The following is a 26557-nucleotide window of genomic DNA, read 5'->3' on the forward strand; positions in this document are numbered from 1 at the left end:
CACCTATTTTTGATGAATCTTGATAGACCTTGACGTTTGTGCACTGCTCTCGATAATCACCTTGGAATTCACTACTATCTCTACGTTGGAAAATTCCTTCCCCCAGTTTTTCTCGATTTTCTCCCAGGTCCGTGGCATTTTCTCATGAAGAAGCTCTCCAAATCCAAAAATATCTGCATGGTAATCCTTCTGAACCTTATGAATAACGGAGAGAATCTGCTCCTCCAGTTCTTTTTCAGCCCACCTTTCTATAGTCTTCTTGCTGTCCAGATTATTGAATTCCCCCGAAGATTTAACCTCGTCCAGTCCTGCGTGTGTCAGTGTATTAAGCTTTATTTGGAGTTTACCGTTTATCCATACAGGTTTTATTTTTGTACGATTGGATAAAATTTCGAGGGAAAAGGCAGGTTCTCCACTTTCATCCTTTACGATTAACACACCTCCCTCGATTTGATTGTTGGCAAACAACATGTATTTCGTTTCTTCGCCACTGATCATACCGATCATTTTATCCATCCTGAAAATAGCTGTTCCGCTAACTCGTGCATTCTTCGTCTTATTTTGTTCATGAACATAAATTAATGGAGCGATGGCATATTCACCAGAAGCCTCGAGCTTATCTATGAAGTCCCAAATTTCCACAACCGGCGCTGTACTTACATTTTTCTCAGTCCTCATCTGCTGTGCAAGTGCATAGGACATAATACTCTCAGTCGAACTGCTGAGACTTATGATTTCTTGAGCCGACTTCTCTTTAGCGACAAAAATATACACATCCGATCGGGTTTCCGTATCCCTGTTGTACCAATCTATTACTTTGGTGACTCCCTCCCTTGCAATCTCCTCACTAAGGATAATCGCCTTAGAATGGCTCCAAAATAACTTTTTTCCAGTGATCGAGATCATTCCCCTCACAATATCAAACATGGTCTCGCCCGCGAGCGTGATCATTTTGAAGCCAGCCTGACTTGATTTCATTCCTTCCTTCGTATCTACAATCTCTGTTGTCACCAATAACTGACCGTCTTTTTTCCCCTTATCAATCGCGACCCCGGCAACAATCGACATATCGTCAATTTCAAAGTAGTTCCAGCAGCCTGTATTGCAGATCAGAAGCATCATGGATGTAACAATCAGAAGTATCCTTTTCAGCTTGCTCATGGTCTTCTCCTTATTTTATTGGAACCTTTTCTCCTCATATTTCGTGCCCCAATTAACGCCGGACGCAGATACATATGCCACCACGGCGCCCTGATCGCTGTATCTTTAATGTCCTGAGGACGGATTGAGCCTACTCCAAGCATGTATGGAACCCCAAAACTACGCAGACTCATCAAATGAACTACTAAACCAAGCATTCCAAGAAAATAACCGTATATCCCTAGAAAAAAACTCGCACCCAGCAGCAATGTTCTTACGATAATTAAAGGACCGGTCAACCTAGGGTTAAGTAGCGTCATGATTCCTGTTAAACCGACTACAATAATCATTGGAGCACTAACTATTCTAGCCTCCACTGCTGCTTGTCCTAACACGAGAGCGCCTACGATACTGATAGCCTGTCCTATATAGGTAGGTATCCGCTCACCCGCCTCTCTTAATATTTCAAATATAGTTAACATGAATAACGCTTCTACTATTGTAGGAAAAGGGACTGCTACTCTTGCTGTAGAAATACTGAGCAACAACATGGTTGGGATCATTTCCTGGCTATAGGTAACTAAAGCTACGTAAAGAGCAGGTATACTGATCGACAAAAAAGCTCCAAAAACTCTCAACATTCGATTGAAGGAACCAAAATAAAAGTTAATGTAATAATCCGAGCTGGCTTGAAAATTCTCTACAAATACATAGGGGACAGTCATTGCAAACGGGCTGCCTTCAATGAGCACGGCAACTCTGCCCTCCATCATGTTACTGACTACAGCATCCGGGCGCTCTGTACTTCCTGTCATTTCAAAGGGCGAATAGGGCTCGTCTCTAATTAATTCCGCCAGAGATGCCGTATCTAGAATAAGATCTATGTCAATCTGTTCCATTCGATTCTGTAATTCTTTGAGAATAGCCGGTGATGCTAACCCCTCCATGTAACAGATACATATCGGTGTTTTGGACCGTGTTCCCAGTGAACTAAAAACAAATTTTAACTCGGAATCTTGTACCCTGCGCCGAATAAGAGTGAGATTTACTAACAGTGATTCCGTAAATCCCTCCCTTGGACCTTTCACACTTTTTTCGGTAACCGGTTCCGCAAGAGCTTTCGTCTCCCAACCCTGTGCACCAATGTTCAGAACACCGGCATAACCGTCCATCAACAGTAAGGTCTTGCCAGCTATAATCGCATAGATCATTTCATCAAAATTCTCAGAGGCAACCACATCGCTAATACTAATGACCTGCGTCCGGATGTTCTCCATCAGCTCGGCTTTATTGCCACAATCCTTTTCGGTAAAATCAAATGCCATGACGGGCTTGATAATCCCCTCTTGGATCATATGTTTGTCAACCATTCCGTCAACATAGACTAATCCAAAGCGAAGACTATCACTAAACATGTTGCTAAACACTCTGATTCTAAGCGTTCCATCGTTCTTGAATATGTCTCTAAACACAGTCATCATTTCATCCAGTGACGTACTCAGAGTCTGCTCAGATTTTGTGTTTTTTTGAGACGTATTGCTGTTCCCACCTGCTGGCCGTTCCTCCACAGTAGTCACTCCTGTCAGAATTAGGTTTCCTAGAAATTATCCCCCGTCTCTCCAAATCCTATCCGCCAAAATTATACTGAAAAGGGATCAACAAGAAAGAAAATGAGACTGCTCCATAAGCTGGGTTCCGCAGGTAAGTCACTAAATCAGCCCTTGGGGTCATGCCAATAGCGAGCGACTCACTGCATACATCCTCAGACACTTTCGGCTCAGGCACTCAACACCGCATACATCCTCAGACGCTTACGGACTCAGGAGGCGTTATTGGCTCATTTTCCGCCTTTTGGGCACATTTTCGGACTCCAGTGCAGCTATTTCATTCAAAGTGGCTCTGTTCGGGCGATTTTTATGCCAATAGCGACTATGGAGTCCGATAGCACGCCAAAAGTCGATAAATGCAACGTTTAGGGACTACTGGGTCCGTTGCCGCCGAGTCACACTCATCCTTTGGGCTTACGCACCTAGCACGATAACACGAATACACTCTCAAGTACTTACAGATCTAGGTACGATAACACCGAGTGCATCCTCAGACGCTTACGGACTCAGATACGATAACACCGAGTGCATCCTCAGACGCTTACGGACTCAGGAGGCGTTATTGGCTCAATTACCGCCTTTTGGGCACATTTTCGGACTCCAGTGCAGCTATCTCATCAAAAGTGGCTCTAATCGGGCGATTTTCATGCCAATAGCGACTATGGGGTCCGATAGCACACCAAAAGTCGATAAATGCAACGTTTAGGGGCTACTGGGTCCGTTACCGCCGAATCACACTCATCCTTTGGGCTTACTGACCTAGCGCAATAACACCGAACACATCCCCTGAGGCTTACGGACTCAGATACGATAACACCGAGTACATCCTCAGACGCTTACGGACTCAGGAGGCGTTATTGGCTCAATTACCGCCTTTTGGGCACATTTTCGGACTCCAGTGCAGCTATCTCATCAAAAGTGGCTCTAATCGGGCGATTTTCATGCCAATAGCGACTATGGGGTCCGATAGCACACCAAAAGTCGATAAATGCAACGTTTAGGGGCTCCTGGGTCCGTTAGCGATCTCTTGCGTGCAAATTACATACCATGAAGCAAAGTTTGTTTTAAGAGCGTGGTGGATACGAGCATGAGATTAGGCGTTTGGGGTTGGCAGCAAAAAAACACAGGTGCCCAGCAGTCATGATCATGACTACGGGACACCTGCGTCTTTTTTATATCTTGTATTGCTGCACGATTTTTTATATCTTGTATTGCTGCATGATTATTGAAGCTGCTCAAACAGGCGGAAGATCACGGTCGCTGCTTGCGCTCTTGTAGCCTTGCCGTTTGGTCCAAATTGGTTGGATGTCATACCGTTAATAATTCCACTAATACGCATCGCTTCTACAGCTTTGGCTGCATCCGCAGACAACTGGTTCACATCAGAGAATGCTTCACCAGAAGCCTTTGTTCCGTCGGTCAATGGGATATTAATCGTCTGAGCCAAACGATAAATCATGACCGCCATTTCCTGACGAGTAATCTCCTCGCTTGCACCAAAGTTGCCATCCGCTTTGCCTTTAACAATACCGAGCTTTTGAGCGCTCGCAATCGGACTGGCATACCATGCCCCATCCTTAACGTCTGTAAATGTGCTTACAGCCGTCTCATCTAGTAAATCAAAAGCGTTCATCAATATTTTGATGAATTCTGCACGGGTCACATTTCCACTTGGATTAAAGTGTTCAGCATCCATCCCTTGGATTGCGCCTCGTGCTGCGAGTGCTTCAATACTGTTTACCGCCCAATTAGCTGTAGCGGTATCTTTGAATGAAACATTCGAGTGAACCACTACATAACTGCCAAGCTGTTGCAAATTTAACTCAAGCATCTGTGTCCCTGTATTAAATCTTCCGTTCTTAACGATCTCTAGTTGCTGATTACTGTTCAAGTAATAAACCACTACTTTATGTGCTTTCTCACCAGACTTCAGCGTATAAGGAAGTGCCAGCTTGATCCCCGATGTCTTCAGTACATCGCCTGGAATAATCACACCATCTACGCTAAGACTGATGTCTTTAATTGTACCTGCATTCAACTGACTGCTTACCGAAAGTGGCAATCCGGATATATCTCCAGTGCCCACAATAAGCTTAAGTTTGCCGTTCTTAGCATCTTTGTAAGTCTTCAGGAAATTTTCCGGCAGCATTATGCTTGCTGTTCCTGTATCAATCTTGAGGGATTTAACATTCCCCGCTGCTGCCAGTGACTGCAGTGGCAGCTCAACTACAATTTGTTTCGCGTTTCCGGTAGGATTCACGACAATGGACAGAATACCATCCTTTGCATCCTTTGCTGCCTTTTCAACATCTGCGGCAGCCAGTTCAGCCAATGCATTTCCATCTGCTCCGATGACCGTCTGGACAACGATTTTACCATTGCTTACAGCAGGGGCAGCTGTCGCAGACGCGCTAGGCGACGGTTTTGCCGTGGCTACCGGCACATAAGTACCCGGTGCATCTGTTGGTTTCGGCGTTGCCGTTGGCGTTGGTGTCGTTGTCGGTGCAGGTGTTGATGTTGGCGTAGGTGTTGGCGTAGCTTCTGAAAGCAACTTCAGGCCCGCAACCGCCGCAGTAAGCTGACTTAATGCCTCATCAATGTCTGCCTGAGTAGCAGTTCCACTCTCCAGCAACATCACTGCACGTGCTACCTCTTTCTCAAGAGTATTCCAGCTCTCCTCTACATAAAGGCTCTTATCCAGAGCCTCTATTGCTCTAAGCTTCTCCTCCAAGGCTGCCGTTATGAGAGGTGGATTTACAGAAACTAATGTTAAGGTATACGTTCTGGTCGTTGTTTTATCCAGTGCCGTCACAATGACCTTGTAACCCGTTTGAATTTCTCCCGCAATAGTAATGCTATCGGGTTCATACACAGCGAAGGTAACCCCTACCGGCACAGTAAGTCCTTCCTTCAGCTCATCAAGTGTAGTCGTATCCGGTAAAATAATTTCTTTGGCTACCTGATCAATAGATCCGCCCGGAATTGTGATTCCGCTGATCGTTGCATCATGAGCTTCGACAGGCTGTAAGGCTTCAAAGGCATTTTTCAAATTGGAATATGCCACATTAATATCACCATCGGTAGCACCGTCATTTGCATAAGTGGCTTTAGCAGCCTCTAGTGCAATGCGTAGTGCCTCCCATTGCTCAGGCGTTCCGGTATAATTCTCTTCATTTATCGAAGGATCTTCCGCTGTATCAATGGCTGCTTTAAGTTTAGATTTATCGTACCTCACACTGATGCGGCAGTTGGCAGCAATATCGGTGCCCGCCACTTTACCAAATATAGTGAAGTCTGTAGCAATGGTGAGTTTGTTAAGGGGAATTTCCTCCCATACCACACTTGCCAAGCCTGTCGTTTTATCGGCGTAAGTTACCGTAACCTTAGCTGGAAGATTAGGCACGACGTTAACTGTCGTACTCACCGCAATCTGTTCAATGCTTACAATCGCACCATGGTCGCCGGGAGCAGGAACTTCTCCTTCTGGCTTAGACGAAATTGCCCGCCATTCCTTAACGCCTGTCCAAATACTAGTGGACTGCTTATTAAGAATCAAACGGAGTTTATCCGTCTTCACCTCGTCAAAGGTTACCTCGTTAAATGCATTTCTTGCTTTGCCTTTCTCGCTCAAGCCCGTTACCGGTACGTATTTTCCGGCATCCTTATCCCAATATTCGAAGCTGTAATCTCCCGGTACCTGTACACCGCCTTCATCATCATAGAAGTACACGGAGCTGCCTGACAAAGTTACGGGCTCTTTCCAGGTCAGTTGTAGCCAGTGGCTTTCACCGGGGCCGCCCCAGTTCCCATACTGAGTTTCTGCTTCGCTATTGTAAATACTTGCTGAAGTATAAGGGATATAACCATCATTAATGCCATACACAGACTCCCATGCCGAAGTGTAAGAGGCACTAGGGGTAGCCAAAAGGGCAGCATTTCTGTATCTAAGGTTATCCACCGCCATCCGCATTTGATCCGTTGCCACTTTGATCTCTTCCAGTGTATATTCTCCCTGAGCCAGTAATGCCTTGGCAGCAGTCAGTGCAGCTTGCAGCTCTTGCCATGTTGCCGCAGTAAAATCATCCTTGTTCCGGACAAGTCTGCCGGAATCCCGATCCGCAAACTTCGCGATCATCTCTGTCAGTTCTGCAGTAGCTACAAATACGGTGACTGGAACCTTCACGACAGTTTCAAGTTCCCCATCGCTGACAGTCAGGCGGTATTCATATTCACCAGTCGCCTTAAAGGTTGCTTGCAGCATGGCCTTATCAAGCCCTGTCTCCTCTACTTCTCCTTCACCTGAAATCTTCTCCCAGGTATAAGTCAGCTTGCCACTTGGCAATCCATCATCAACGATTTGCGGCATAATCGTCAGAGGCGCATTTTGCTCAACCTTCAATGGTGTTTCTAGATAAACCTTTGGTGCCTGATTGGCAGCCGCCTTAACCTCCAGATTATTGTTGTAGATCTGAATCTCCTTTATGGCGGTCGCAAGTTCCAGCGAATGCGTCACATGAATGCGAATCGCTGCAGTGTTAACCTTTTGGAACTCTACATTGTTATAGTTGGAAGCAATATACTCCGGATAGCGGAATTGCCCCTCCACTGGTTTCCAGCTTCCATCAGCATCCTGATATTCGACACCGAATGTCTGTGGTGTACCATAACCGTTCAGAAGCCGGTCATTATAGAAATAGACTTTTACATTGTCCACAGCCTGGACTCCATCAAATTTGAACGTAACCGTATCGACGGAATTCGGCGAACCTCCGAATAAAGCTGTGTTTGACGTATGATTAATCGATGCGATTGTCGAATTGTCCGCCAGGTTGCGGATGTTCGAACCGCTCTTGATATAAGTCGATTCAACAGTAGTGCCTGAAGCAACAGCCAGATTCGTACCGTCATTAACAATATCTACGCCTGCTTTATTAAACATATCGACAGTCTTCTCATTGCTGGCTAGGGATGTTTGATCTGCCGCAGCAAGTGTCGTAGCACTGCCTTTTTCATATAACACCTGTGTCTTCGAGTTATCGCCAACAGCCCCAGTTACATCACCTGAAGGTTTTTCCACCTTACCAGTAGCTGTATCATAAATCAGATGGGACATTTCGTTAGTTGTCATTACGAGTTCATCATTAATGAAGAGCGAATAACCTGCTGGAATACCTTGATAATGAGGATTGTCGCTGTATTTAGCAGGATCCTGCCATACGATAGATAAGTTAGCATCATGATAACGCACGTTATCTACAGCAAAATAGTCATAATCAACATTAATCGGCCATAGCTCGATCTTGTCATCTGTCCGTGGCTGAATACCCGCCATATCTTCAACCACAGTGTAATTCATCATGCCAAGCGTATCGTGGTGAATCCATGCCCGTACCATATCTCCACTAGGGTTAGGAGGATTGTCTTTTGTCCATGGCGTGCCGAAGAAGTAATCCTCCAGCCAGAAAAATTCATTAGAGTCCAGGTGGTCCGTATTGCCCGGCTCCACTGTATGCAACCAAGCGCCCCAATCAAACAGTGTTTTGTAAACGTCACTGTTGATGTTATCTATAGGATAATAGCGCAGAGAGGCACGAACGGTATTAATATAGTTGCCGAAGTTACACCATGCGAACTGGTCTGTACCGAAGGCATCCGTCTTGCCATTCTTGAAATCTTCCACCCGCTTCATAATGCTGTTCTGATCCGCTGTAAAGAAGGGAAAGATCGGATAATAATTCGGATCTGCGTAATCAGACAACTGGGATAAATATTTCGCCTCATATCCTTCTTCACCTTCAGTTGGTACTACACCAAAGTTAAAGACAAACATGTTATTATCCCGCCAAGGGTTGAATACATCGGTACCACCCACAACTTTTTTGTGCAAAAAGCTGCCTGTACCATTCGTATCTGCCACACCGTCACCATCAAAGTCAGCCTTGTCGTACCACATCTCATTCAGAATTGAATTCTTAATATTCTGCGCCACAGTGTTCATTTTAGCTGCACCCGCAGTATCCCCAAGCTGCTCGTACATCTTCGCTGTTGCCACTGCATTGGCGTAGGTAGTAGAAGAACCATCCAGCCGGGCATAGTTACCACTGCCATTCCAGTGCATGGATACGGTATCTCCGTCATTACCTGTAATCGGACCATGGTTATAATAAACAAGATTTGGATTAGTGCCTTTAAAATGTTCAAGTGTGCCGGTAACATCAGTGGCGGAAAAATCAGCGAACTTCTTCAGTATTTCCTGACCACCACCGTAAATCTTGTAAGCATCCCAGCCTACTTGCGACGTGTTCTGCATCATATCCCAAGTCCAGATGTTAGGACGTCCGGGATTATTTTTATAGTTCTTATTCTCGGAATATTCCCCTTGAGCCAGCCAGGTTCCATACAAGTAGGAAGGATCACGCAGCCATTTCAGATCCTGCATCGCCCAAGGTACACTGACCGTAATCCCGTTGTTGTAGCCGAGAACGCCCTCCATGTTCATCGGGAACTGCCAGTCATTGCCCGGAATGTTGGCATCCAGCAAATTAAAGCGGTTACACCACCAACGATAATAAAGTACCTTCTTCACATTCTCATCGGGAACATCGATATATGGAATGTTCTCTGCCCACCACTCGTTGTACTCCCGCACCTGTGCGGAGAAGGCTGTATCATTGCTGTCAGCAGCCTTAAAGCTCTCATAATGCAGCTTTGAGCCTGGTATTTCATCCGCGAGCCAACCCATGACTACCTTTTGGTCAACGGAGCCACCGGCGGGCACTGTAATCTCTTTAACCAGTTCATTTCCGGAAGGACTCATGCCGTTTCCGCTCAGGTGAACATCCACGTAGGACATTGCTTCAACTACCTTTTGCCCGGCTTTGCCTATCATTAGCGGAGCAGCCACTCTGTAACCCACCAGCTCATCACCCTCAGCCGCTGAGACGAAAGGTGATTTAACCTTCATCGTCAACGTTATATCGCTGGCTGTAGGATTCTTCAATTGAAGCAGCGTTACAGCACTGTTATAGCTGGAAATAAATTTCCGCTGGTTAATCTCCAGGCCTCCGCTTGTGTAGGTCTGATTCTCATGACTCGGGTAGTTCTTCCGCACATTTTTCTGTTCTGCCAAGTCTCCTGTAGAAAGGGTGATGTTATACATCGTGTCCTTGTTCAAAGTATCCGCGTAATGCACTGTTCCCACAAAACCCAGCTTGGTATTATCCTGAGTCTTTATGTACAAAGCGCTTCCCCGGCTGAATAGAGTATTGGCGCTAACTTCGTCGTTGACATCATCCGGAATGACACCTTCGTTAACTAGCAAGGCGTCAAGCCAAGGCAAATCGGAATTATCTTTTGCAAAAGCCTCAAAATCAAAAGCTTCAATTGCCTGCATCATTTCTCCGACGGTGACATCGCTGAAATTAACGCCTTCCTTAACAATAGAATTATCCTTCCACTTCGCCTGCCCGTAATCGGTGCCTACACCTTCATGATAGAAATCAGTCGTGTAGTTAGCCGATACGGGAACAATCCCTGCATTTAATACCACAGCCGCGCATAATGCCGCTACAGAAGCTCTTCTGGGCCATTTATGACTTGACATTTGGATGAATTCCTCCTTTTTATCCCTTGATTCCTGTTAATGTAATGCCCTCAACAAAATATTTGTTGCCGATCAAGAAAAATACTAGACAAGGAGCTGTAACGACGAGCGCCAGTGCCATGACCTGTTCATAGTTCGGAATGCGCATCCCGTTCACAATATACAAGCCCATAGGCAGCGTATAATCTGCTTCAGTCTTTAAATAAATCATGGTGTAGAAAAATTCATTCCAACAGTTGATAAAGCTGAACAACGCCACAACAATCATTGCGGGACGTATAAGCGGCAGCATGATGCGGGAGTAGATACGGAAATAACCCGCACCGTCAATCTTGGCAGCTTCACTGAGTTCTAGTGGAATCGTCATGAAAAATTGCCGGAGCAAAAAGACAAAATACGCGTTGCCGCCTGCACAGAAAAAGGCCGGAATAATAAGAGCAGGTTTGCCAGCTAGTCCCAAAGAAGTGTACAGAGAATATTGTGGCAGCAGGGTTACGGCACTAGGCAGCATCATCGTACTGATGACCAGCACGAACCACATCCCGCGCAGCGGAAAGTTCAGCTTAGCAAAGGCATACCCAGCAAAGCTTGTCGTCAGCACCGTCCCGATCACATAAGGAACTACAATCGAAACTGAATTCCAGAGCTGCCGCAGGAACTGAATACGTTCCAATCCAAGCCGAAAATTATCGACATTTAGTGACTCGGGGAAAAACACAGGCGGCCGCGCCAGTATTTCTGTATGGCTCACGAAGGCACCTCGCAGCAGCCAATAAAGCGGAAAAGCAAACACCACTGCGAGTATACAGGAGAGCAGAATCAGCCCGGTATTGATGGCTTTAGCTCTTTTCTTTTTTTTCTGGATACTTGTATAATTCATAATTGCGGTAGCCGCCATTATCTCGCCTTCTTTCTTTTGCCCATCGAATCGTCCCTTTTAAATGCGCCCTGGAAGTAGAACAGCACACCAGTAATGGCCATAGTGATTAGGAAGACGACCCATGCCTCAGCAGACGCCAAACCGCGCATCCCTACCTGAACAAATGAATGGTCATAGATCATAACGTTGATAAAATAAGTCATCCGATCGGGTGCACCATTTCTGGACAACACCACACTTTGCGTATAAATCTGGATAGAGGTCATCATGCACATAATCAATTGGAAAAAGAGGACAGGCTTGATCGTCGGATAGGTTACTTTGAGGAACTTGTGCCAAGCATTTCCCCCGTCCATCTCGATAGCTTCCAGCAATTCTCCCGGAACATCCTGCAGCGTAGCGATGAACACAACAATCGTCCCACCACAGGTCCACAAGCTCATGATAAACAATGTCTCAAAAATACGGATGGGATCTGTCAGGAAATCAACAGGGGCTATTCCTATCTGCAATAAAATCCAGTTAAGCAATCCACCCTTGGCTTGGTTCTGTAGAAGCATCTGCCACACAATTGTTGTCGCCAGCATCGGAACTACAGACGGCAGAAAGAATATAGCCCGCATCAAGTTTCTGCCGATAAATTTACGGTTCAATAAGAGTGCAACAATCAGACAAAAGGTGATTACAAGCGCCACGTTAATGAAGGCATAAATCAAGGTTACCGTTATGGATTTTTTGAATTCGGAGCTGGTATTGGTGAATATGTACCGGAAATTATCCAGTCCAATCCACTCCATAACTTGGCTTCCGCTCATAATCGTTATTTTATGAAAGCTGTAAAACAAACTGGCCAACATCGGATAAAGCGTCAATACCAAAAATCCAATAATGGCCGGTGCTGCAAACAAATATCCAGCCACCGCCTCTTTGGTGACACCTCTGGCATGCTTTTTAACATAGACCGCAGCCGTTTCGGTTTTGCTCTCTGGGTTCATAAGCAATAGCCCTCTTTTCAAATATAAGCTCTAATTAGGAAACCTTGCCGCTCTCGAACAACTGCTTGATCGCTGGCATGATCGCGTCATAGACTTCTTTAACACTTTTCTTACCTGCCAACGCCTGATCAATAGATTTCTCATATTCAGTATTCATCTTGAGGTAGGCAGGAACGTAATATGCAGGCCATTGTGCGATAGCGTCTTTCGTTGTGGAATAACTAAGGATAGTTTCTTTTGCGCTTTCAGGAAGATCGGAGGTCCACTTTTCAACCAAGGTAGGATCGGTATACCAATCTGCCTGGTTCGGCAACCACGCACCACTCTTCAGCAGCTCCAGACTGTTCTCAGGGTTGACCATGTAAGCATAGAATTTCTTGGCTTCCTCAATGTGCTTCGATGTATTGTACACAACAAGCGGAGCACCACAGTTCATCGTTACTGCCTTTTCCATCTTAGGCAGAACGCCAACGCCGATATCTTCATTACCTTTGATATTAGCTAGATCCCAAGATCCGCTGATTGCCATGGCATAACCACCACTCAAAGCGTCTACCGCAGAACCAATTCCAGAATTCCAAGTGTAATTGAAAGCGGATGCAACCTTGTCTTTGTTAACGAGGTCAGCTAGCTTCTGGATGGCATCAACCGTTTTGGGAGAATCCCATTGAAACTCCTTTCCATCCGGGGAAACAATCCCGCCACCGTTGGCATAAGCTGCCCAGAAGTGGTGGAACTCCCGTCCCGCTGTCATACCAAGCCCGTAGTTCTCGGTCAGAGCAGCATCAAAGCCTTCATCTGCCGCTGTTTTTCCTTTAGTATCTGTCGTTAGCTTTTTCGCGTTTGTCACGAATGTATCCCAATCCCACGCATTTTCAACTTTGGAGGGTGGATATTCAAGACCTGCTGCATCAAATTTGGACTTGCTATAGTAAAGCAGCTCCAACTGGTTGGATAGGCCGACTCCAATCACTTTTTGCTCAGGTGAATGGATTGTAATCGCTGATAGTTTTTCAGGAATGCTTCCGTCCGCTAATAAATCGCTGATATCTTCGATAATTCCCATTTCATTGTACTTTTGGATATCGCCTTCACCCATATAACTGATATCTGGAAGTTCACCGGATTCGAGCCGGGTCTGAATAAATGTATCAAAGGAGCCATCTGCTGGAAGTACTTGTGCATTGATTTTCACTCCGGTGTCGGCTGTATATTTTTCTGCTGCCGCTTCTACCAGCTTTTTCTGTACATCATCACCCCAATACAATAATTCCAAGGTTACATCTTTATCAGGCGTAGTTTCCTTGTTGGCTGCTCCAGACCCTTCAGATGCCTTTGGAGCCGCGTTGTTGGAATTGCCCGAACAGCCTGCCAGTGCGGAAAAAACCATCATTGATGCTAAAGATAGAACTAGAGTACGTTTTCCAAACTTCATGTTTGTTGCCTCCCTTTTTTTCATATCTATTTATTTCAAGCCAAGCATTTAAAGCTTTAGCCTAAAATCATCATGGTTTGTCATTCTTAGCGATTACAGACAAGGGCTGAATATTCCTCCGCCTGCCAGTCTTACGCGAGGCTCTAGTATCCCCTCAGTTGTGCGATATTCGAGCTTATCCTCAAGCAGCACATATCTTGACGGATATGCAGCGTAACTTGTTACGTTCCAGCCCTCCGAGTCTTCTTCAATATAACCGTTAATACAGCGCATCTTTCCGCGTGGATCCCTGTACAAATATGTGGTTGTCCCGAAGCCCATTAGATAGGCCACTAGCTCCTCCCCCATATCCCAATCATCTCCTGTCACACCCGAGAACAGCGAAGCAAACAAGGAATCACTTGCCCCCACAAATACGGATTGCCCAAAACGGTTTCGCGACAATTCTGGCATGTTCAGGTTAGGAGCTGCCACACTATATGTAGAGGCTGCCTCTCCAGGCAACAAACGGCGTGGAGTAGAGCGTACATTCCAATCGTAACAATTGAATACTGCCATCGTAGAACGGTAAGCGGCTTCCAAATATTCAGGGTCTTCAAGGAATTCATAGGCAACCCGGGATGCACCTGCTACCAATCCACCCCAAAGGGAATGAATCATATACGACAAAGCTTCCCACCAGCGATCCGGATTCTGCACTCTGTAATCATTGCTGAATCCGATATTTGCCAGAATTAGTTGCCCATAACGCTGAGCCTCCTCTTTATTTCCAAGGTGACACAATGTTTCACAGGTAGGACCAAATCCTGCATTATCGTAAAAATGCTCCGTTATAGCTCCCTCATACTGCTGTATCCCTGTCTCCAGATTTCTGCCAAATTGCTCCCATAAGGTAAGTAGACGTTTATACTCTTCTGAAAGACCGCTCTGCTTCAGTGCCTCTAATAAATCAAGAATATAGAGCACAAATATACCATTTAGACGGCTCTCATCCTGTTCACGCTGCCCACTATGCCGATCAGGGTCTAGGCGAAGGCACATGATTTCGGCAGTCCATTGTAGATATTCTCTAGGAGAATGAATTTTAAGTAATGAACCATCCATTCGTGACAATAGATAAAAGACATGCCCAATATAATCCAGATCATAAATGCGGTAGAATTCTCCATACAAGGGACGCGGATGATTGAAATCTCCGCCTTCAAACCAATGCTCCTTCACATCCAATACTGCGGCAATCTCGGCCTTAGCTACTTGTTCGGGGACAGCCTTGGCCATGCTATTCTTCATCAGAAGAAAAGCAACCTTACCCAGCGATTCTCCCTGATTCGATAGCGGACGGAAGGCATATGGCCTCTCAGCCTCACCTGTCCCTCCAAAGTTGTTATTTACCAACCACTCGGCTCTCTTTTCCAGAATCAGGTCAATCGACTCCAGTACATTCCAGACCAGGATATCGGTCCGTCCATCTTCTAGCCCCAGCTCCAGCTTATGTTCTCCCGGCTCCAAACGCTGTAAAGATATAGTGTAGCTGCTGCCTGACTCCAACCGTACAGCTTCGTTCGTAATATTCTCCTGGCGGATCAGCTCCGTTGCCGTTGAAGTGCTATACAAACGCAGCTCACGTAGAGCCTGGCCCTGCGGCAGATCAACAACAGCTTCGAACCTTCCTCCCCGGGTTAATACAGGCGTATAGCTCCAGCGCGGATGTCCATAGGCCATACCCTGCCTATAGAAATCATCTCGATTCTGACAGGGATGGAATATGTATTCCCAGCTGGAGGTTTCTCCAGCGTCAAGATCCAGCGGACTGTAAGCGCCACCATATATCCAGTCGGCAGCTGCAGATTCGGTCATAGATGATCCGTCCTCCACCAACGATAGCCGATGATACAGCAGACCATCCAAAGAAGGGGAAACCTGCTCAAGAAAACGATTCTTATAACTACAATAAGTACCTACGGTTACTGTTCTGCCCTGAACACCATAAACACCCAGATGTGGTGCTTCGTTGCTCCGTCGAATGGCAGCAATTTTAGCGAAATCTCCACCAAGATGGGGGAATACTGCACAGGACTGACTCATATTGCGCTGCACATTTTCATCTCGGTACATGACATAAGCGAGCGAAAACCACACATGAAGACCATTAATTCTTACAGACTGTGTTGATCGGTTCATAGCTTCAATAGTCCATCTTAGTCGCTCATCTTCCAAAGAATATGTAAGTCTGATTGCAATCGGCGCACCTTCAAAATCCACAAATACACGGTTTTTTCCTTCTGGTGTGATTTTGGGCAACAGATCAGTGCTTTTTATGATATTCCCGTCTAGCTCTATTGTCCATTCTCCGAATAGCTTATCTGTATCCGCATAACCTGCCTCTTTCAAATAAGACGGATCAACTACCCAATTCATTTCACTAGGGTCGCCCTGTAATATCAGAGACTGAAGTGCTCCGCGGTCGCTTAGCTCCATCCTGAAATTTTCGTTGCCTAGAATCGTCATTGCCTAGCACCTCTTCAATATTTTAAGTTAAACGTTTAGATTTATGAGGAAAAAGGAGCTGTGAAACTTATTTTTGTCTCACAGCATTTTTTAACGTAGCCACAGAATCACGTTCGATCAACCGGCACTCCGGCATGGTCAGTGAATCCATCTTCGTCCCCTTGATTAAATTGAACAAAACCTCAATAGCTTGATAGCCCATCTCATGTAGCGGAAGTCCCATTGTTGTTATACGCGGGCGTAAGTAATCACTGAATTCACGATTATCAAAACCGACAACCGACAGATCATCCGGTATTTTAAACCCTTTTTCCTCTGCCGCCTGCAAAATACCTACAACCATTACATCATTCATGGAAAGAATCGCGGTTGGAGGCTCCGGCAAAGCGAGCAACTCGGAGGTAAGACGATACCCTGATTCCCTCTCCCAGTCTCCCATCTTAATTAACAGTGGATCGAACGGTAATTGATATTCAGTAACGGCCTTGTAATAACCGTTCAGTCTTAATCTGGAAGGGATTGAATCCATCAAACCACTGATTACAGCAATTCTGCTATGTCCTTGGTTAACCAAGTAGGACATGGCTTGGTAAGCAGCTTGCTCATCATTATACTGGATAGAGATATCGTCCTGTGTGTAAGAGTAGGTATACACAATAGGCTTACCTTCCGTATCGATTAAACCCGTTAAATCACGGGGATGAACACCGATATAAATAATCCCATCCACTTGATTACTGAGCAGTTCGGCAACCGCATTAGCGGCATACTTTCGATAGTCTTCCGTATTCGAGAAGTTACGGCCGATACGCTTGTCCAAACGAAGATTCACCAGTAAAATATGCAAATCATTACGATCTCCAAAATCATTAATTCCATCGATAATATCGGGGGTGTTAAATACCGTCACATCTTCTGCAATAACACCTATTGTATTCGTACGGTTGAGTTTGAGACTCTTCGCAATAGCATTCGGCTTATAATTCAACTCCTCAATGGCTGCAACAACTCGTTCCCTTGTATCGGAACGTACATTGCGGGTACCATTAAGCACATAGGAGACTGTAGCAATCGAAACATTAGCCTTTGCGGCTATGTCTTTAATGCTGGTTTTCCTCATTACACCTTCTCCTATCTTATTATGGGAACTCTTTTAATCACGTTGTTAAACGTTTAGATTATTTTTACAGTTAAAATATACCACGCGTATTTATTGCTTTGCAACCCCTTTTTTGCTATTCTCAAAAAATCCTCCTGTTCGTCCCCCGTTTCGTTTAGAATTGATTTATCTGTTGTTCATTGGATAAAAATAAGATATAGGAGCTTGAGCTTGCTATGACACCATTTACTGAGAGAGTTATTCATATCATACAGTCTATACCAGAAGGTAAAGTGATGACTTACGGAGGAGTTGCCCGCGCGGCAGGCAGCCCAAGAGGAGCGAGGCAGGTCGTTCGCATCCTTCATTCCATGAGCAAAAAATATAAGCTGCCCTGGCATCGGGTCATTAATGCTAAAGGAATGATCGCACTAACTGAGGATGAGTCTAACTCCCTCCAGAGGCTCTATCTACAGGGAGAGGGAGTTAGTTTTAATGAAAAAGGTGTGGTAGATCTGAAACAATTCCAGTTTGAGCCGGAGTGTACCGATTAGTACCCTCTGGTAACTCTTCGTCTTTCTCCGGTGCCAAGAGCATTGAGTAGACAATACATCGTCGCGTAAATGACCAGCAGGACAAAGGCAATGAACAAGCTGAAAAATACGGACTGGAGATTCAGGCTATCCAGAACAAGTTGATACAACTGATGCCTGTCCGTCAGGACGTCCCAGCTATTGAGTCTGTAGACTCGGCCAAGCAGTACACCATATCCCCCGAGCATACATGCCGCAAGCACGAATACCCATGACCACAGCAGGTTGCTTTTACGATAAATGACCGTCTGGAACTGATACAATGAGAAAAAACCGGTCAACCATCCACTCCAGGTGAACAATAAAAGAGTGACCAAGTCATACCAGTAGCGATTCTGAATGGCTCCCTCCACGATATATCTACTTTTTCTTACCGTTAAATGCACCAGGTCAGTCATGAGATAAGGCGCGTTGGGAAAGAACAGCAGCCACGCGACACCCAAAGGAAGAAGTAATAGACCGCCTATCTTCCTTTTGTCTAGCTCATAAGCAGCCATGGAGAATAAAAACGGAATCCATGCTAAGAACAAATTCCAAATTAAAAAACCGTAAAACGAATCCGTCTGAAGTGACACTACACGATATACCGCCAATGTAGCGACAGACAATCCCGCCAAGAGCATAAACACCTTCGGATAATTCAATTCCTTCATGAGCTTATATTCTCCTTATCGATATTGATTACATTAAACTTATACCTAATTGTACAAATTCAGAATTCCGAAGTCCAATTTTAATACAAAAGCCCAGACGCAAGAATAGCGCCCAGGCCGACTTTATTTATTAAGCTCAAGTACCGCTGATTAGTTCAGAGGCAATGCTGGCTTCTTGCGTCCTGTCAGACCTCGTAGTCCACCTGCATCCTCCTGACAGGATAATGCCGTACACTCCCTAAACGCCGCATGACTGCATCCGATACATTTATTGTGATTAATACTGCTAAGAGCTTCATTGATCGCTTCACCGGTATGATGATAGAACTGTGCCTCTCCTATTTTGTCATATAGCCCGGTTCTCTTAAGTAGCTCAAGCGGCTGCGGCTGAACACCGGAGATCATCAGTTTCCCTCCAACAGCATGGAGATGCCGCACCAGCTCCGCCAGATTGGATTCGCCCGTAGTATCCATGAATGGCACTTTTCCCATCCGCATTAATATAATTTTCGGCTGATCGGAGCCATAACCCGGCATGGTGTCATCAAATCTATACGCAGCGCCAAAAAACAGCGGCCCTTCCACGGTATAAATCCCAATCTGCGGACAATCATGACTCTCCGTTACCATATGTGCTCCTACCTTGACGGAATTAGGATCAGGCAATACTTTGGATACCAGATGAACCTCTCCCATCCGTTTCACAAACAAAATCACCGCAAGAATCAATCCCACCTCTACAGCCAGCGTTAAATCTGCAAATATCGTCAACAAGAAGGTGATGAATAACACCAAAGAATCACCTGTTTTGATTTTAAGCAAATGAAGAAATTGTTTACGCTCACTCATATTCCAAGCTACTACCATCAAGATAGGAGCCATCGCTGCCAACGGAATACTAGAAGCATAGGGTGCAAACAACAGAAGAATTAGGAATACCACTACCCCATGAACGATCCCTGAGATCGGAGAAACTGCGCCGCTTTTGATATTTGTGGCGGTTCTGGCAATGGCACCCGTGGCTGGAATTCCTCCAAACAATGGAGCTGCAATATTGGCGATTCCCTGACCAATCAGTTCACGGTTGCTGTTATGGCGGCTGCCCGTCATCCCATCAGCTACGACAGCTGACAATAAGGATTCAATAGCACCCAACATCGCGATGATAAAGGCCGGACGAATCAGCAGTATAATCCGCTCCCAGGTAATGGTCGGAAAACGGAAGCTTGGCAATGTATTAGGGATATTCCCATAGGCCAAACCAATCGTAGTCACCTTACCGCTAAAAAATAACGCTGCTATGACAGTTGCACAAAGAAGACCGACCAATGAACCCGGCACCTTCGGAGCAAAGCGAATCGCTAGGATAACAACGGCCAGACAAATCGCGGCGGTCAGGATACTATATCCATTGATCGTCGATAGATGAAGTCCAATTTCTTTCATGTTATCTACAAAGCTCTCGTGCCGTTCAATATCCCTTAACCCAAGGAAGTTAGCAATCTGTCCGGTGAAGATAATAACCGCTATTCCTGCTGTGAAACCAATCGTGACCGGCTTCGGAATAAATTTAATCAGTACACCCAGCCTTAACAATCCCATGAGGACTAAAATAACCCCCGCCATCATCCCCGCTAACAGCAGGTTCTCATAACCATACTGCATCCCAATGGCGAACAAGATAGGAATAAATGCACCTGTCGGTCCACCAATCTGAAATTTCGATCCCCCGAACAATGAAATACATATGCCGGCAACGATTGTCGTATAAATGCCATATTCCGGCTTTACACCAGAAGCAATAGCAAATGCCATCCCTAAAGGAATGGCAATAACCCCGACGATTGTCCCTGATATCAAATCCTTGCGAAAAGCGTTCATGTTGTAGCCTTTATAACGACCCCGCCCTGTCATGTTCAAACCTTCTTTTCTTTAAATATCTGATTATTTGAATATAAGAAGAACATTACTCTAGGACGCGACTGTTGTCAACGCCAAAATAACGTTAATCTATTCCATTTTCACTCGCCGCGCATGCCTTCCAGCAATGAAATGGTATTCACGAGATGGTTATCAAATATTTGTTTGGCCACGACCAGAAGGTCCTTGATCAGAGGATCACGCAAGGCATAAATGACTGTGGTGCCTTCTTTCACACTGGTTACTACATTTTTGGCGCGTAAAACAGCTAGCTGCTGGGATACAGCAGAACCTTCCGAGCCGAGAATAGCCTGCAGTTCATTCACATTCTTCTCACCTTCGCTAAGCAGCTCCAGAATACGAATACGCATCGGATGAGCCAGCGCCTTGAAGAATTCGGTCTTAAATTGCTGAATTTCGGTGTTCATAGCTTTCTACTCCTCATGCTTAACTTTCTGAATCTAATGTTATCTTTGTATGTTATCTTAGTCCCTAAGAAGCGTCAAATACTGAAGGGATAGATTCGCACATCACGGACCTGCAATTCTACGAACACACCCAGTGCCATAGGTTCACCGAGACACTCGAACATCACTAACCCTTCACCTATTCGTAAAAATCCTGTGCCATCTTCTTCAATATTCTCCAACACGCCCGTAAAAATAACCCTATCCTGTTCGAGCCTGATGTTGAACTCACCTGCAGGCACAGGATGGATATCCACCCACCTCATAAGCAGCTCCGAAAGCTCCAATTCCACATCCATTTCTGCCCCTGGATTCACAGGAGCACCACACCAGATTCCCCGGCCCTCCCCAAATTCTGTGAGAAAAAATACCTCGTCCTTTTTCAAACCACTTTTTGTAATTTTGATTTGCATAGCCCATACTCCACCCTAATGATTTATAACGATCATTATATCATGAGAATTAGCCCAATTTATCAAGTATAATTCTGGGTTGCCTTATTCAGATAAGTACTAGGGTGTAACCAAGGATGCTTAAAGAACTCACTTTTACTGGTAATCTTCCGCGAGACACTCAGGTCATAATCGATCATAGACTTTATCTGCTCTGCAAAGGCCTCCCCTTTTACCAGCATTCCCAGCTCAAAATCGTGGCAGGCACTTCTTTCGTTGATATTATATGAACCATGAAAAACGGCTTGTGATCTATGATCATAGGTAATTTTCCAATGGGAAAATCGACCGGTGGCACTGTAGTCATAGAAGGAAACACCGTTAATAAACGGCATATACATATTGCCTCTTACCGCCGCGCGATTTGTAGGATGATCATTAACCTCCAGCGGGTTACAAATGTTCAAATTACACGAGCATTCTGGACCAAGCAGCCCGAGCCGATCCCAAAAATCCTGATCAATCAAATAAGGATTCACGATGATAGTCTCTTCAGCCGCGTAAGTAATTAAATCCAGATAATATTGTTGAATCAGGTTAACCGGGTTACCTGGAAAGCTTGCTAACAGCGTACATTCTTCCTCACCAAAATGATAATCCACATCCGGATAATAAAAGACATCATTCACATCAAAATGATCTCCGCCTAGAAGCAGCCAGCGAGAATAGAACATCGCATTCAAAGGCTGCGCTGCAGCGCCGCGAATCCGGAAGCAGCCATCATGCCACTCAGCCTCTTTACTAGGAATCCCCTGTGGATGTCCATCTATACTCATTGCAGAGGATGCCTGCACTGGGGTCTCATACGTATATTGGTCACCAATATTTACACTGCCTATAATCGAGGTTACCCCATCTATGACCATAAACTTCCGATGATCGATGACATTCAGTCCTGTGACCTCAACATCCTCTTGCACTTTATCCTGCAGAAACAGGATACTTTCCGGCACTCCCTCTTGCTCCAGCGCCTTTCGTTTCACCCGCCATTCAATAGCTGAATAATACGAATTGAAGGTATTCAACAGCTTGGCGCCTGCATTCTCGAGCTGATCAGCAATCTTGGAGAACTGGCCGTACTCCAGATTATTTCCGTACCCCAATGCCGTCAATGTGTAATTGACCATAACCCTTACCTTAACGCCACGCTTAAGAGCATAAAACAGTTCATCTGCAACCAGATTGCCCGAGCGATCATTAAAAAAAAGCATGACAGACAGGTGGATATAATGCTGCGCTTTTCTGATCTCCTCTAATATCATTCCTAGACACTCCGGACCATTCACGTAAGGTGTTACTTGATTATTCCACGTAGTCTGCGGAGCCAGAACCTTTAGCTTGCCTGAGTCTAGTCTGCCCAATACTTCAGTAAGTTGTTCCAGTAAGCTTGGGCTAAATCCAGGAAGCTGGAATAGCTGCTGACTTGTCGTAATGACTCCGCCAAGCGTCTGACGATAGGCTCTGGCAGCCTCTAGGTCTATCCCCTCAAGCTTACGCTCCACCTCTTCTCCTGCTACACCCATAATACGGGCAAGCGATCCGCCGGATAGATAATAATTCAAGAAATCAATCATATTTCTCTGTGTCTTCATATGTAAAGTCCCCCATCGTTTATATTGCATGCCTTTGAATCAAGGTAAGGATAGATACCCTAGATCTCCTTTTTATAAACGGGGTGAAATGCAAAATAGGGATGCCCCACAGCCTTTATGGCTATGGATCATCCCTGTTTAGGTTTAAATAGAATTCGCTAAGAATGGAGACAGCTTATTTTACCTGTTCTGCGCTAAATACTTTAACATCTAGAGGAGCAGCCAAGAATTCGCCAGCTTTAGCTGAGAAAGCAGTGAAATGAGCGCTCGTATTGTGGCTGGATACTGCTTCAGCATCACGCCATTGCTCAATCATAATAAATGAGTTGGCTTCTCCAGCATTCTCATATAGCTCATAAGAAAGGTTACCCTCTTCAGCATGAGTAGCAGCCAGTAATGCTTTAGACTCCGTCAAAAACTGTTCACGACGCTCTGGATTAACTTTAAGTACAGCATGAATAATGATCATTGTATATTCCTCCTAAGATTAGTGTTTATGGTAGCGCGTTTTACTAACTTTAATAATTATTTCCACTCAGCAACTTTATCGATAGGCAGACGAACAGAGGGGTAACCTGCATCAACAGCTTTACCAATGGAGAGCAGCATTACAGGAACATAACGATCTTTTTCCATACCAAACGCTTCAGCGATTTGGTCTTTTTCAAATCCACCAATTGGGTTTGTATCGTAACCATGTGCACGAGCAACCAGCATCAGCTGCATAGCAACAAGTGCGCCATCGATAAGCACGGTGTCTCTGTTAATTTCCCGTGGCAGGTTAGCGAAATGAGCGGATAATCTGGTTAATTGATTTTCTTTTACTTCAGCAGGCATAAGTCCACGTTCAACAGCCGTACCGTAAATTTCTTCAGCGTAATCGAAGTTGTTCAAATCACCAAAGATGGCAATCATAGCCGCAGAAGTCTCTACTTGTACGTTATTAAAACGAGCGAGAGGCGCTAAGGTAGCTTTAGCTTCGTCACTTTCAATGACCAGAAAACGCCAAGGCTGCATGTTCACTGAAGATGGAGCAAGTGTAGCTTCGGCAAGGATCTGTGTCATTTCTTCTTTGCTGATTTTAACGGATGGATCATATTTGCGGATAGAGCGGCGTCCTGTAATAATTTCTTGAAAATCATTTGTTTGTGTAGCGTTCATATGATTAATTCTCCTTTGAGTGTGTTTTGTAAGTTACAACAGAATGATATTAGATTGCAGACGATTGAGCATATCAATGAGCACTGCTCGCTCCTGATCGTTAAAACCTGTTAGCAGAGTAGCGATAAACCGCCTTTTCTCTTCGCTATATTTAACCATTCTTTCCCGACCTTGATCGGTTAATGAGACCAATGTGACCCTGTTATCGGCTGGGTTATTGCGGCGAGCGATCATGCCACTCTCTTCCAATCCCTTCAGATGACGTGTGACGGCTGCCGCATCAATATCCATTTCCTTTTGCAGACTGATTTGGCTGACTTCATCTACCCGAAACAGTTCATGCAGGAGGCGAAGCCGTGTGGGACTGATCCCTGCACAACGTTCGAATTTTGGAGAGATTCCTTTGTTTAAGGCCTGCAGCAGTTCAAATATATGTTCTTCCTCAGGACAGTACTCCGTCAAAATATACCTCCTTTCTATATTTAATTGCATGCAATTGTTTTGTATGAAATTATACTAACGCATAATCATTGACCCGTCAACTAATATATCAAATCATTTGTAAAAAATCAACATTGCTTATCCTCATCCGGTGCTATACGCTTGAACAAAAGAGGAGGATACCTATGAGAATATCCCTGATTCAGCTGGATATAGCATTTGGCAATCCCACTATGAATTATGCTGCTGTTGCCCAGAAAATAAATGAAGCCGCTGTCGCTGCCCCCGATTGTCTGATTCTCCCTGAGCTATGGACCACTGGTTATGATCTAACTCGCTTAGAAGATATTGGCGATCCGGAAGGAGAAATTACCAAGGAATTCATCTCCAGCTTAGCTAAACAATATAGCATCAATATCATCGCTGGTTCTGTCGCTAGCCGAAATGATACTGGTGTAACTAATCGTATGTATGTATTTAATCGATCAGGTGAGCTCGTCGGACAATACAGCAAGCTGCATTTGTTCCAGCTGATGGATGAACATTTGTATCTGCAGCCGGGAGAAGCCAAAGGACTATTTATATTAGACGAAACGTTATGTGCAGGGCTAATCTGTTATGATATTCGTTTTCCGGAGTGGGTTCGCGCCCATACTGCACAAGGGGCGGAAATCCTGTTCGTCTGTGCTGAATGGCCACTGTCCAGAGTGTCCCACTGGCGGGCGCTATTGATCAGCCGGGCCATCGAGAATCAATGTTATGTTGTAGCCTGCAACCGTGCAGGCAGCGATCCTGCCAATATCTTTGCTGGGCATTCAATGATTATTGATCCTTGGGGAGATATTGTGTGTGAGGCTTCTGAAGAGGAACAAATTCTAACCGGAGAGATCGATTTACATCAGGTGCGTGAGATTAGGAAACAAATTCCGATTTTTTCGGACAGACGTCCTGAGTTGTATAATTAAAAGAGCGTGATTGTTGAATATTAAAAAAGACGTTACGTAGGCTGGCTCTAGCCAGCTTTCCGTTACGTCCTTTTTTAACAGACTCCAACCCATGCTTAGATCTCAGGAATACCGCTCGCGAAGCACCCGCGTTGCATCGAGCACACGTGGATCATCATAGTCCAAGCTGTATCCTGTCTCTTGCTGCAAAATGCGGGATGCTCTAAGAGAGACTCCACGACGAATTAAAGCCTGAATAATCCCCTCCACAAACACTTTCGCCACTTCAGGTCCACCAAGTTCACCCAGTCCAGCAATCGTCTCTGGACGAACCCGTGGATATGATAGTGAGGAGTCTCCTCCGGAGGCTTGCGCATAGAAATTACGAATTTGTTCACCGCGTTCTTGTCCCGAGCCAGAAACTACAACAAATGCATGTACAAAATAGGCATTGTTCTGCCTACGCTGAGCAATACCACAAAACTTCCGGCCACCAATGGCCAGATCGAAATCACCCGGGCAGTAAGAACCAACAATCTCACCAGCCTCAATTTGCGCCGCAGCCTGTGGATGACTTATAGCAACCGCTTCCGTGATCAAAGCAGCCAAGAGCTTAAAGTCATCATGAAAGTCCAGCTTTCCACGTCCTTTGGGCAGAACTAGAGAAACATTAATGATCCCTGCATCCAGAGGCACCGCAGCCCCGCCGGAATGCCTAACCGCCGTTCTAATCCCTTGCGCCTCAAGCGTAAGCATCGCCTGAGCTGCACACGGTAGCTTACTGTCCCGAAGTCCAAGTGCCACACCACCAGAATGACTCCACAGATGTAAGCTAGGAGGTATAAGTCCCGCTCCAACATCCCGGCATAAGGTTTCCTCAAAAGCGAACGGGACCAGCATATCCTCTAAGCTCCCTGCTTCTGTACCTTTGCTCTCATCCCTTGCACTCAGATGTTGAAAGAGCCCCATTTCTGAAGGAAGTTTACTAAATATTGAATCATACTCACGAGTATCCACCAAAGCCCCTCTTTCCCGAATATGAGCCACGAGACCTGCTATTCTCTACC

19 protein-coding genes are annotated in these 26557 nt (G+C 45.3%); 2 read left to right on the forward strand and 17 right to left on the reverse strand.

Going from position 1 to position 26557, the window contains the following annotated elements; translation table 11 throughout:
- Positions 1-3: 3 nt before the first annotated feature.
- The 8 genes from MHH63_RS21315 to MHH63_RS21350 form a co-directional block, all read right to left on the reverse strand.
- On the reverse strand, positions 4-1161 hold the full coding sequence (locus MHH63_RS21315) for a Ger(x)C family spore germination protein (RefSeq protein WP_076193734.1): 1158 nt from the start codon (positions 1159-1161) through the stop codon (positions 4-6).
- Positions 1158-2708 (reverse strand): spore germination protein, encoded by a 1551-nt coding sequence (locus MHH63_RS21320; protein ID WP_139331104.1) that lies wholly within the window; start codon positions 2706-2708, stop codon positions 1158-1160. The genes MHH63_RS21315 and MHH63_RS21320 overlap by 4 nt, the downstream gene beginning before the upstream one ends.
- A 1261-nt stretch (positions 2709-3969) precedes the next feature.
- A complete protein-coding gene (locus tag MHH63_RS21325; RefSeq protein WP_341172087.1) occupies positions 3970-10350 on the reverse strand; it encodes an S-layer homology domain-containing protein in 6381 nt (2126 codons plus the stop codon).
- A gap of 19 nt (positions 10351-10369) precedes the next feature.
- Positions 10370-11248 carry a carbohydrate ABC transporter permease gene (locus tag MHH63_RS21330; protein ID WP_081386388.1) on the reverse strand — a complete coding sequence of 293 codons (879 nt, stop codon included), beginning with the start codon at positions 11246-11248 and terminating at the stop codon, positions 10370-10372.
- A complete protein-coding gene (locus tag MHH63_RS21335) occupies positions 11248-12225 on the reverse strand; it encodes a carbohydrate ABC transporter permease (protein ID WP_081383334.1) in 978 nt (325 codons plus the stop codon). Before MHH63_RS21335 ends, MHH63_RS21330 begins: the two co-directional genes overlap by 1 nt.
- 34 nt (positions 12226-12259) lie before the next feature.
- Positions 12260-13660, reverse strand: a complete 1401-nt coding sequence (locus tag MHH63_RS21340; RefSeq protein WP_076304356.1) for an extracellular solute-binding protein — start codon at positions 13658-13660, stop codon at positions 12260-12262.
- Between the two features lie 93 nt (positions 13661-13753).
- Positions 13754-16168, reverse strand: a complete 2415-nt coding sequence (locus MHH63_RS21345; protein ID WP_341172088.1) for a hypothetical protein — start codon at positions 16166-16168, stop codon at positions 13754-13756.
- 67 nt (positions 16169-16235) lie between these two features.
- Positions 16236-17288, reverse strand: a complete 1053-nt coding sequence (locus MHH63_RS21350; protein ID WP_076193723.1) for a LacI family DNA-binding transcriptional regulator — start codon at positions 17286-17288, stop codon at positions 16236-16238.
- A gap of 215 nt (positions 17289-17503) precedes the next feature.
- On the opposite strand from MHH63_RS21350, the gene MHH63_RS21355 reads away from it, so the two are divergent.
- Positions 17504-17821, forward strand: a complete 318-nt coding sequence (locus MHH63_RS21355; RefSeq protein ID WP_036676747.1) for an MGMT family protein — start codon at positions 17504-17506, stop codon at positions 17819-17821.
- Here MHH63_RS21355 and MHH63_RS21360 read toward each other — a convergent pair.
- The 8 genes from MHH63_RS21360 to MHH63_RS21395 form a co-directional block, all read right to left on the reverse strand.
- Entirely contained in the window at positions 17818-18513 is a 696-nt protein-coding gene (locus MHH63_RS21360) for a DUF1361 domain-containing protein (protein WP_038568569.1), read from the reverse strand. The two genes, MHH63_RS21355 and MHH63_RS21360, sit on opposite strands and share 4 nt — an antisense overlap.
- Positions 18514-18663: 150 nt before the next feature.
- Positions 18664-20427 carry a SulP family inorganic anion transporter gene (locus tag MHH63_RS21365; RefSeq protein WP_076279648.1) on the reverse strand — a complete coding sequence of 588 codons (1764 nt, stop codon included), beginning with the start codon at positions 20425-20427 and terminating at the stop codon, positions 18664-18666.
- A gap of 107 nt (positions 20428-20534) precedes the next feature.
- On the reverse strand, positions 20535-20861 hold the full coding sequence (locus tag MHH63_RS21370) for an ArsR/SmtB family transcription factor (protein WP_036676741.1): 327 nt from the start codon (positions 20859-20861) through the stop codon (positions 20535-20537).
- A gap of 74 nt (positions 20862-20935) precedes the next feature.
- Positions 20936-21313, reverse strand: coding sequence for a hypothetical protein (locus MHH63_RS21375; protein WP_076279647.1), 378 nt, complete (start codon positions 21311-21313; stop codon positions 20936-20938).
- Between the two features lie 62 nt (positions 21314-21375).
- The gene (locus MHH63_RS21380) at positions 21376-22944 is read right to left on the reverse strand and encodes a phospholipase D-like domain-containing protein (RefSeq protein WP_339281626.1); all 1569 of its coding nucleotides are present in this window, start codon (positions 22942-22944) and stop codon (positions 21376-21378) included.
- A gap of 175 nt (positions 22945-23119) precedes the next feature.
- Complete coding sequence (locus tag MHH63_RS21385) at positions 23120-23413, reverse strand: putative quinol monooxygenase (protein ID WP_036676736.1); 294 nt, start codon at positions 23411-23413, stop codon at positions 23120-23122.
- 56 nt (positions 23414-23469) lie between these two features.
- Complete coding sequence (locus tag MHH63_RS21390) at positions 23470-24105, reverse strand: nitroreductase family protein (RefSeq protein ID WP_076223389.1); 636 nt, start codon at positions 24103-24105, stop codon at positions 23470-23472.
- Positions 24106-24138: 33 nt separating this feature from the next.
- A complete protein-coding gene (locus MHH63_RS21395; RefSeq protein WP_076304354.1) occupies positions 24139-24567 on the reverse strand; it encodes a MarR family winged helix-turn-helix transcriptional regulator in 429 nt (142 codons plus the stop codon).
- Positions 24568-24635: 68 nt separating this feature from the next.
- Here MHH63_RS21395 and MHH63_RS21400 point away from each other — a divergent pair, with 68 nt between their 5' ends.
- Positions 24636-25511, forward strand: coding sequence for a carbon-nitrogen family hydrolase (locus tag MHH63_RS21400; RefSeq protein WP_370510691.1), 876 nt, complete (start codon positions 24636-24638; stop codon positions 25509-25511).
- A 102-nt stretch (positions 25512-25613) separates the two neighbouring features.
- Here MHH63_RS21400 and MHH63_RS21405 read toward each other — a convergent pair whose 3' ends face one another.
- On the reverse strand, positions 25614-26459 hold the full coding sequence (locus MHH63_RS21405) for a lipoate--protein ligase family protein (protein ID WP_341172089.1): 846 nt from the start codon (positions 26457-26459) through the stop codon (positions 25614-25616).
- Positions 26460-26557 lie beyond the last annotated feature (98 nt).

This window comes from Paenibacillus sp. FSL H3-0310 (genome assembly GCF_038002785.1).
In the GTDB taxonomy this organism is placed as follows: Bacteria; Bacillota; Bacilli; order Paenibacillales; family Paenibacillaceae; genus Paenibacillus_AQ; species Paenibacillus_AQ odorifer.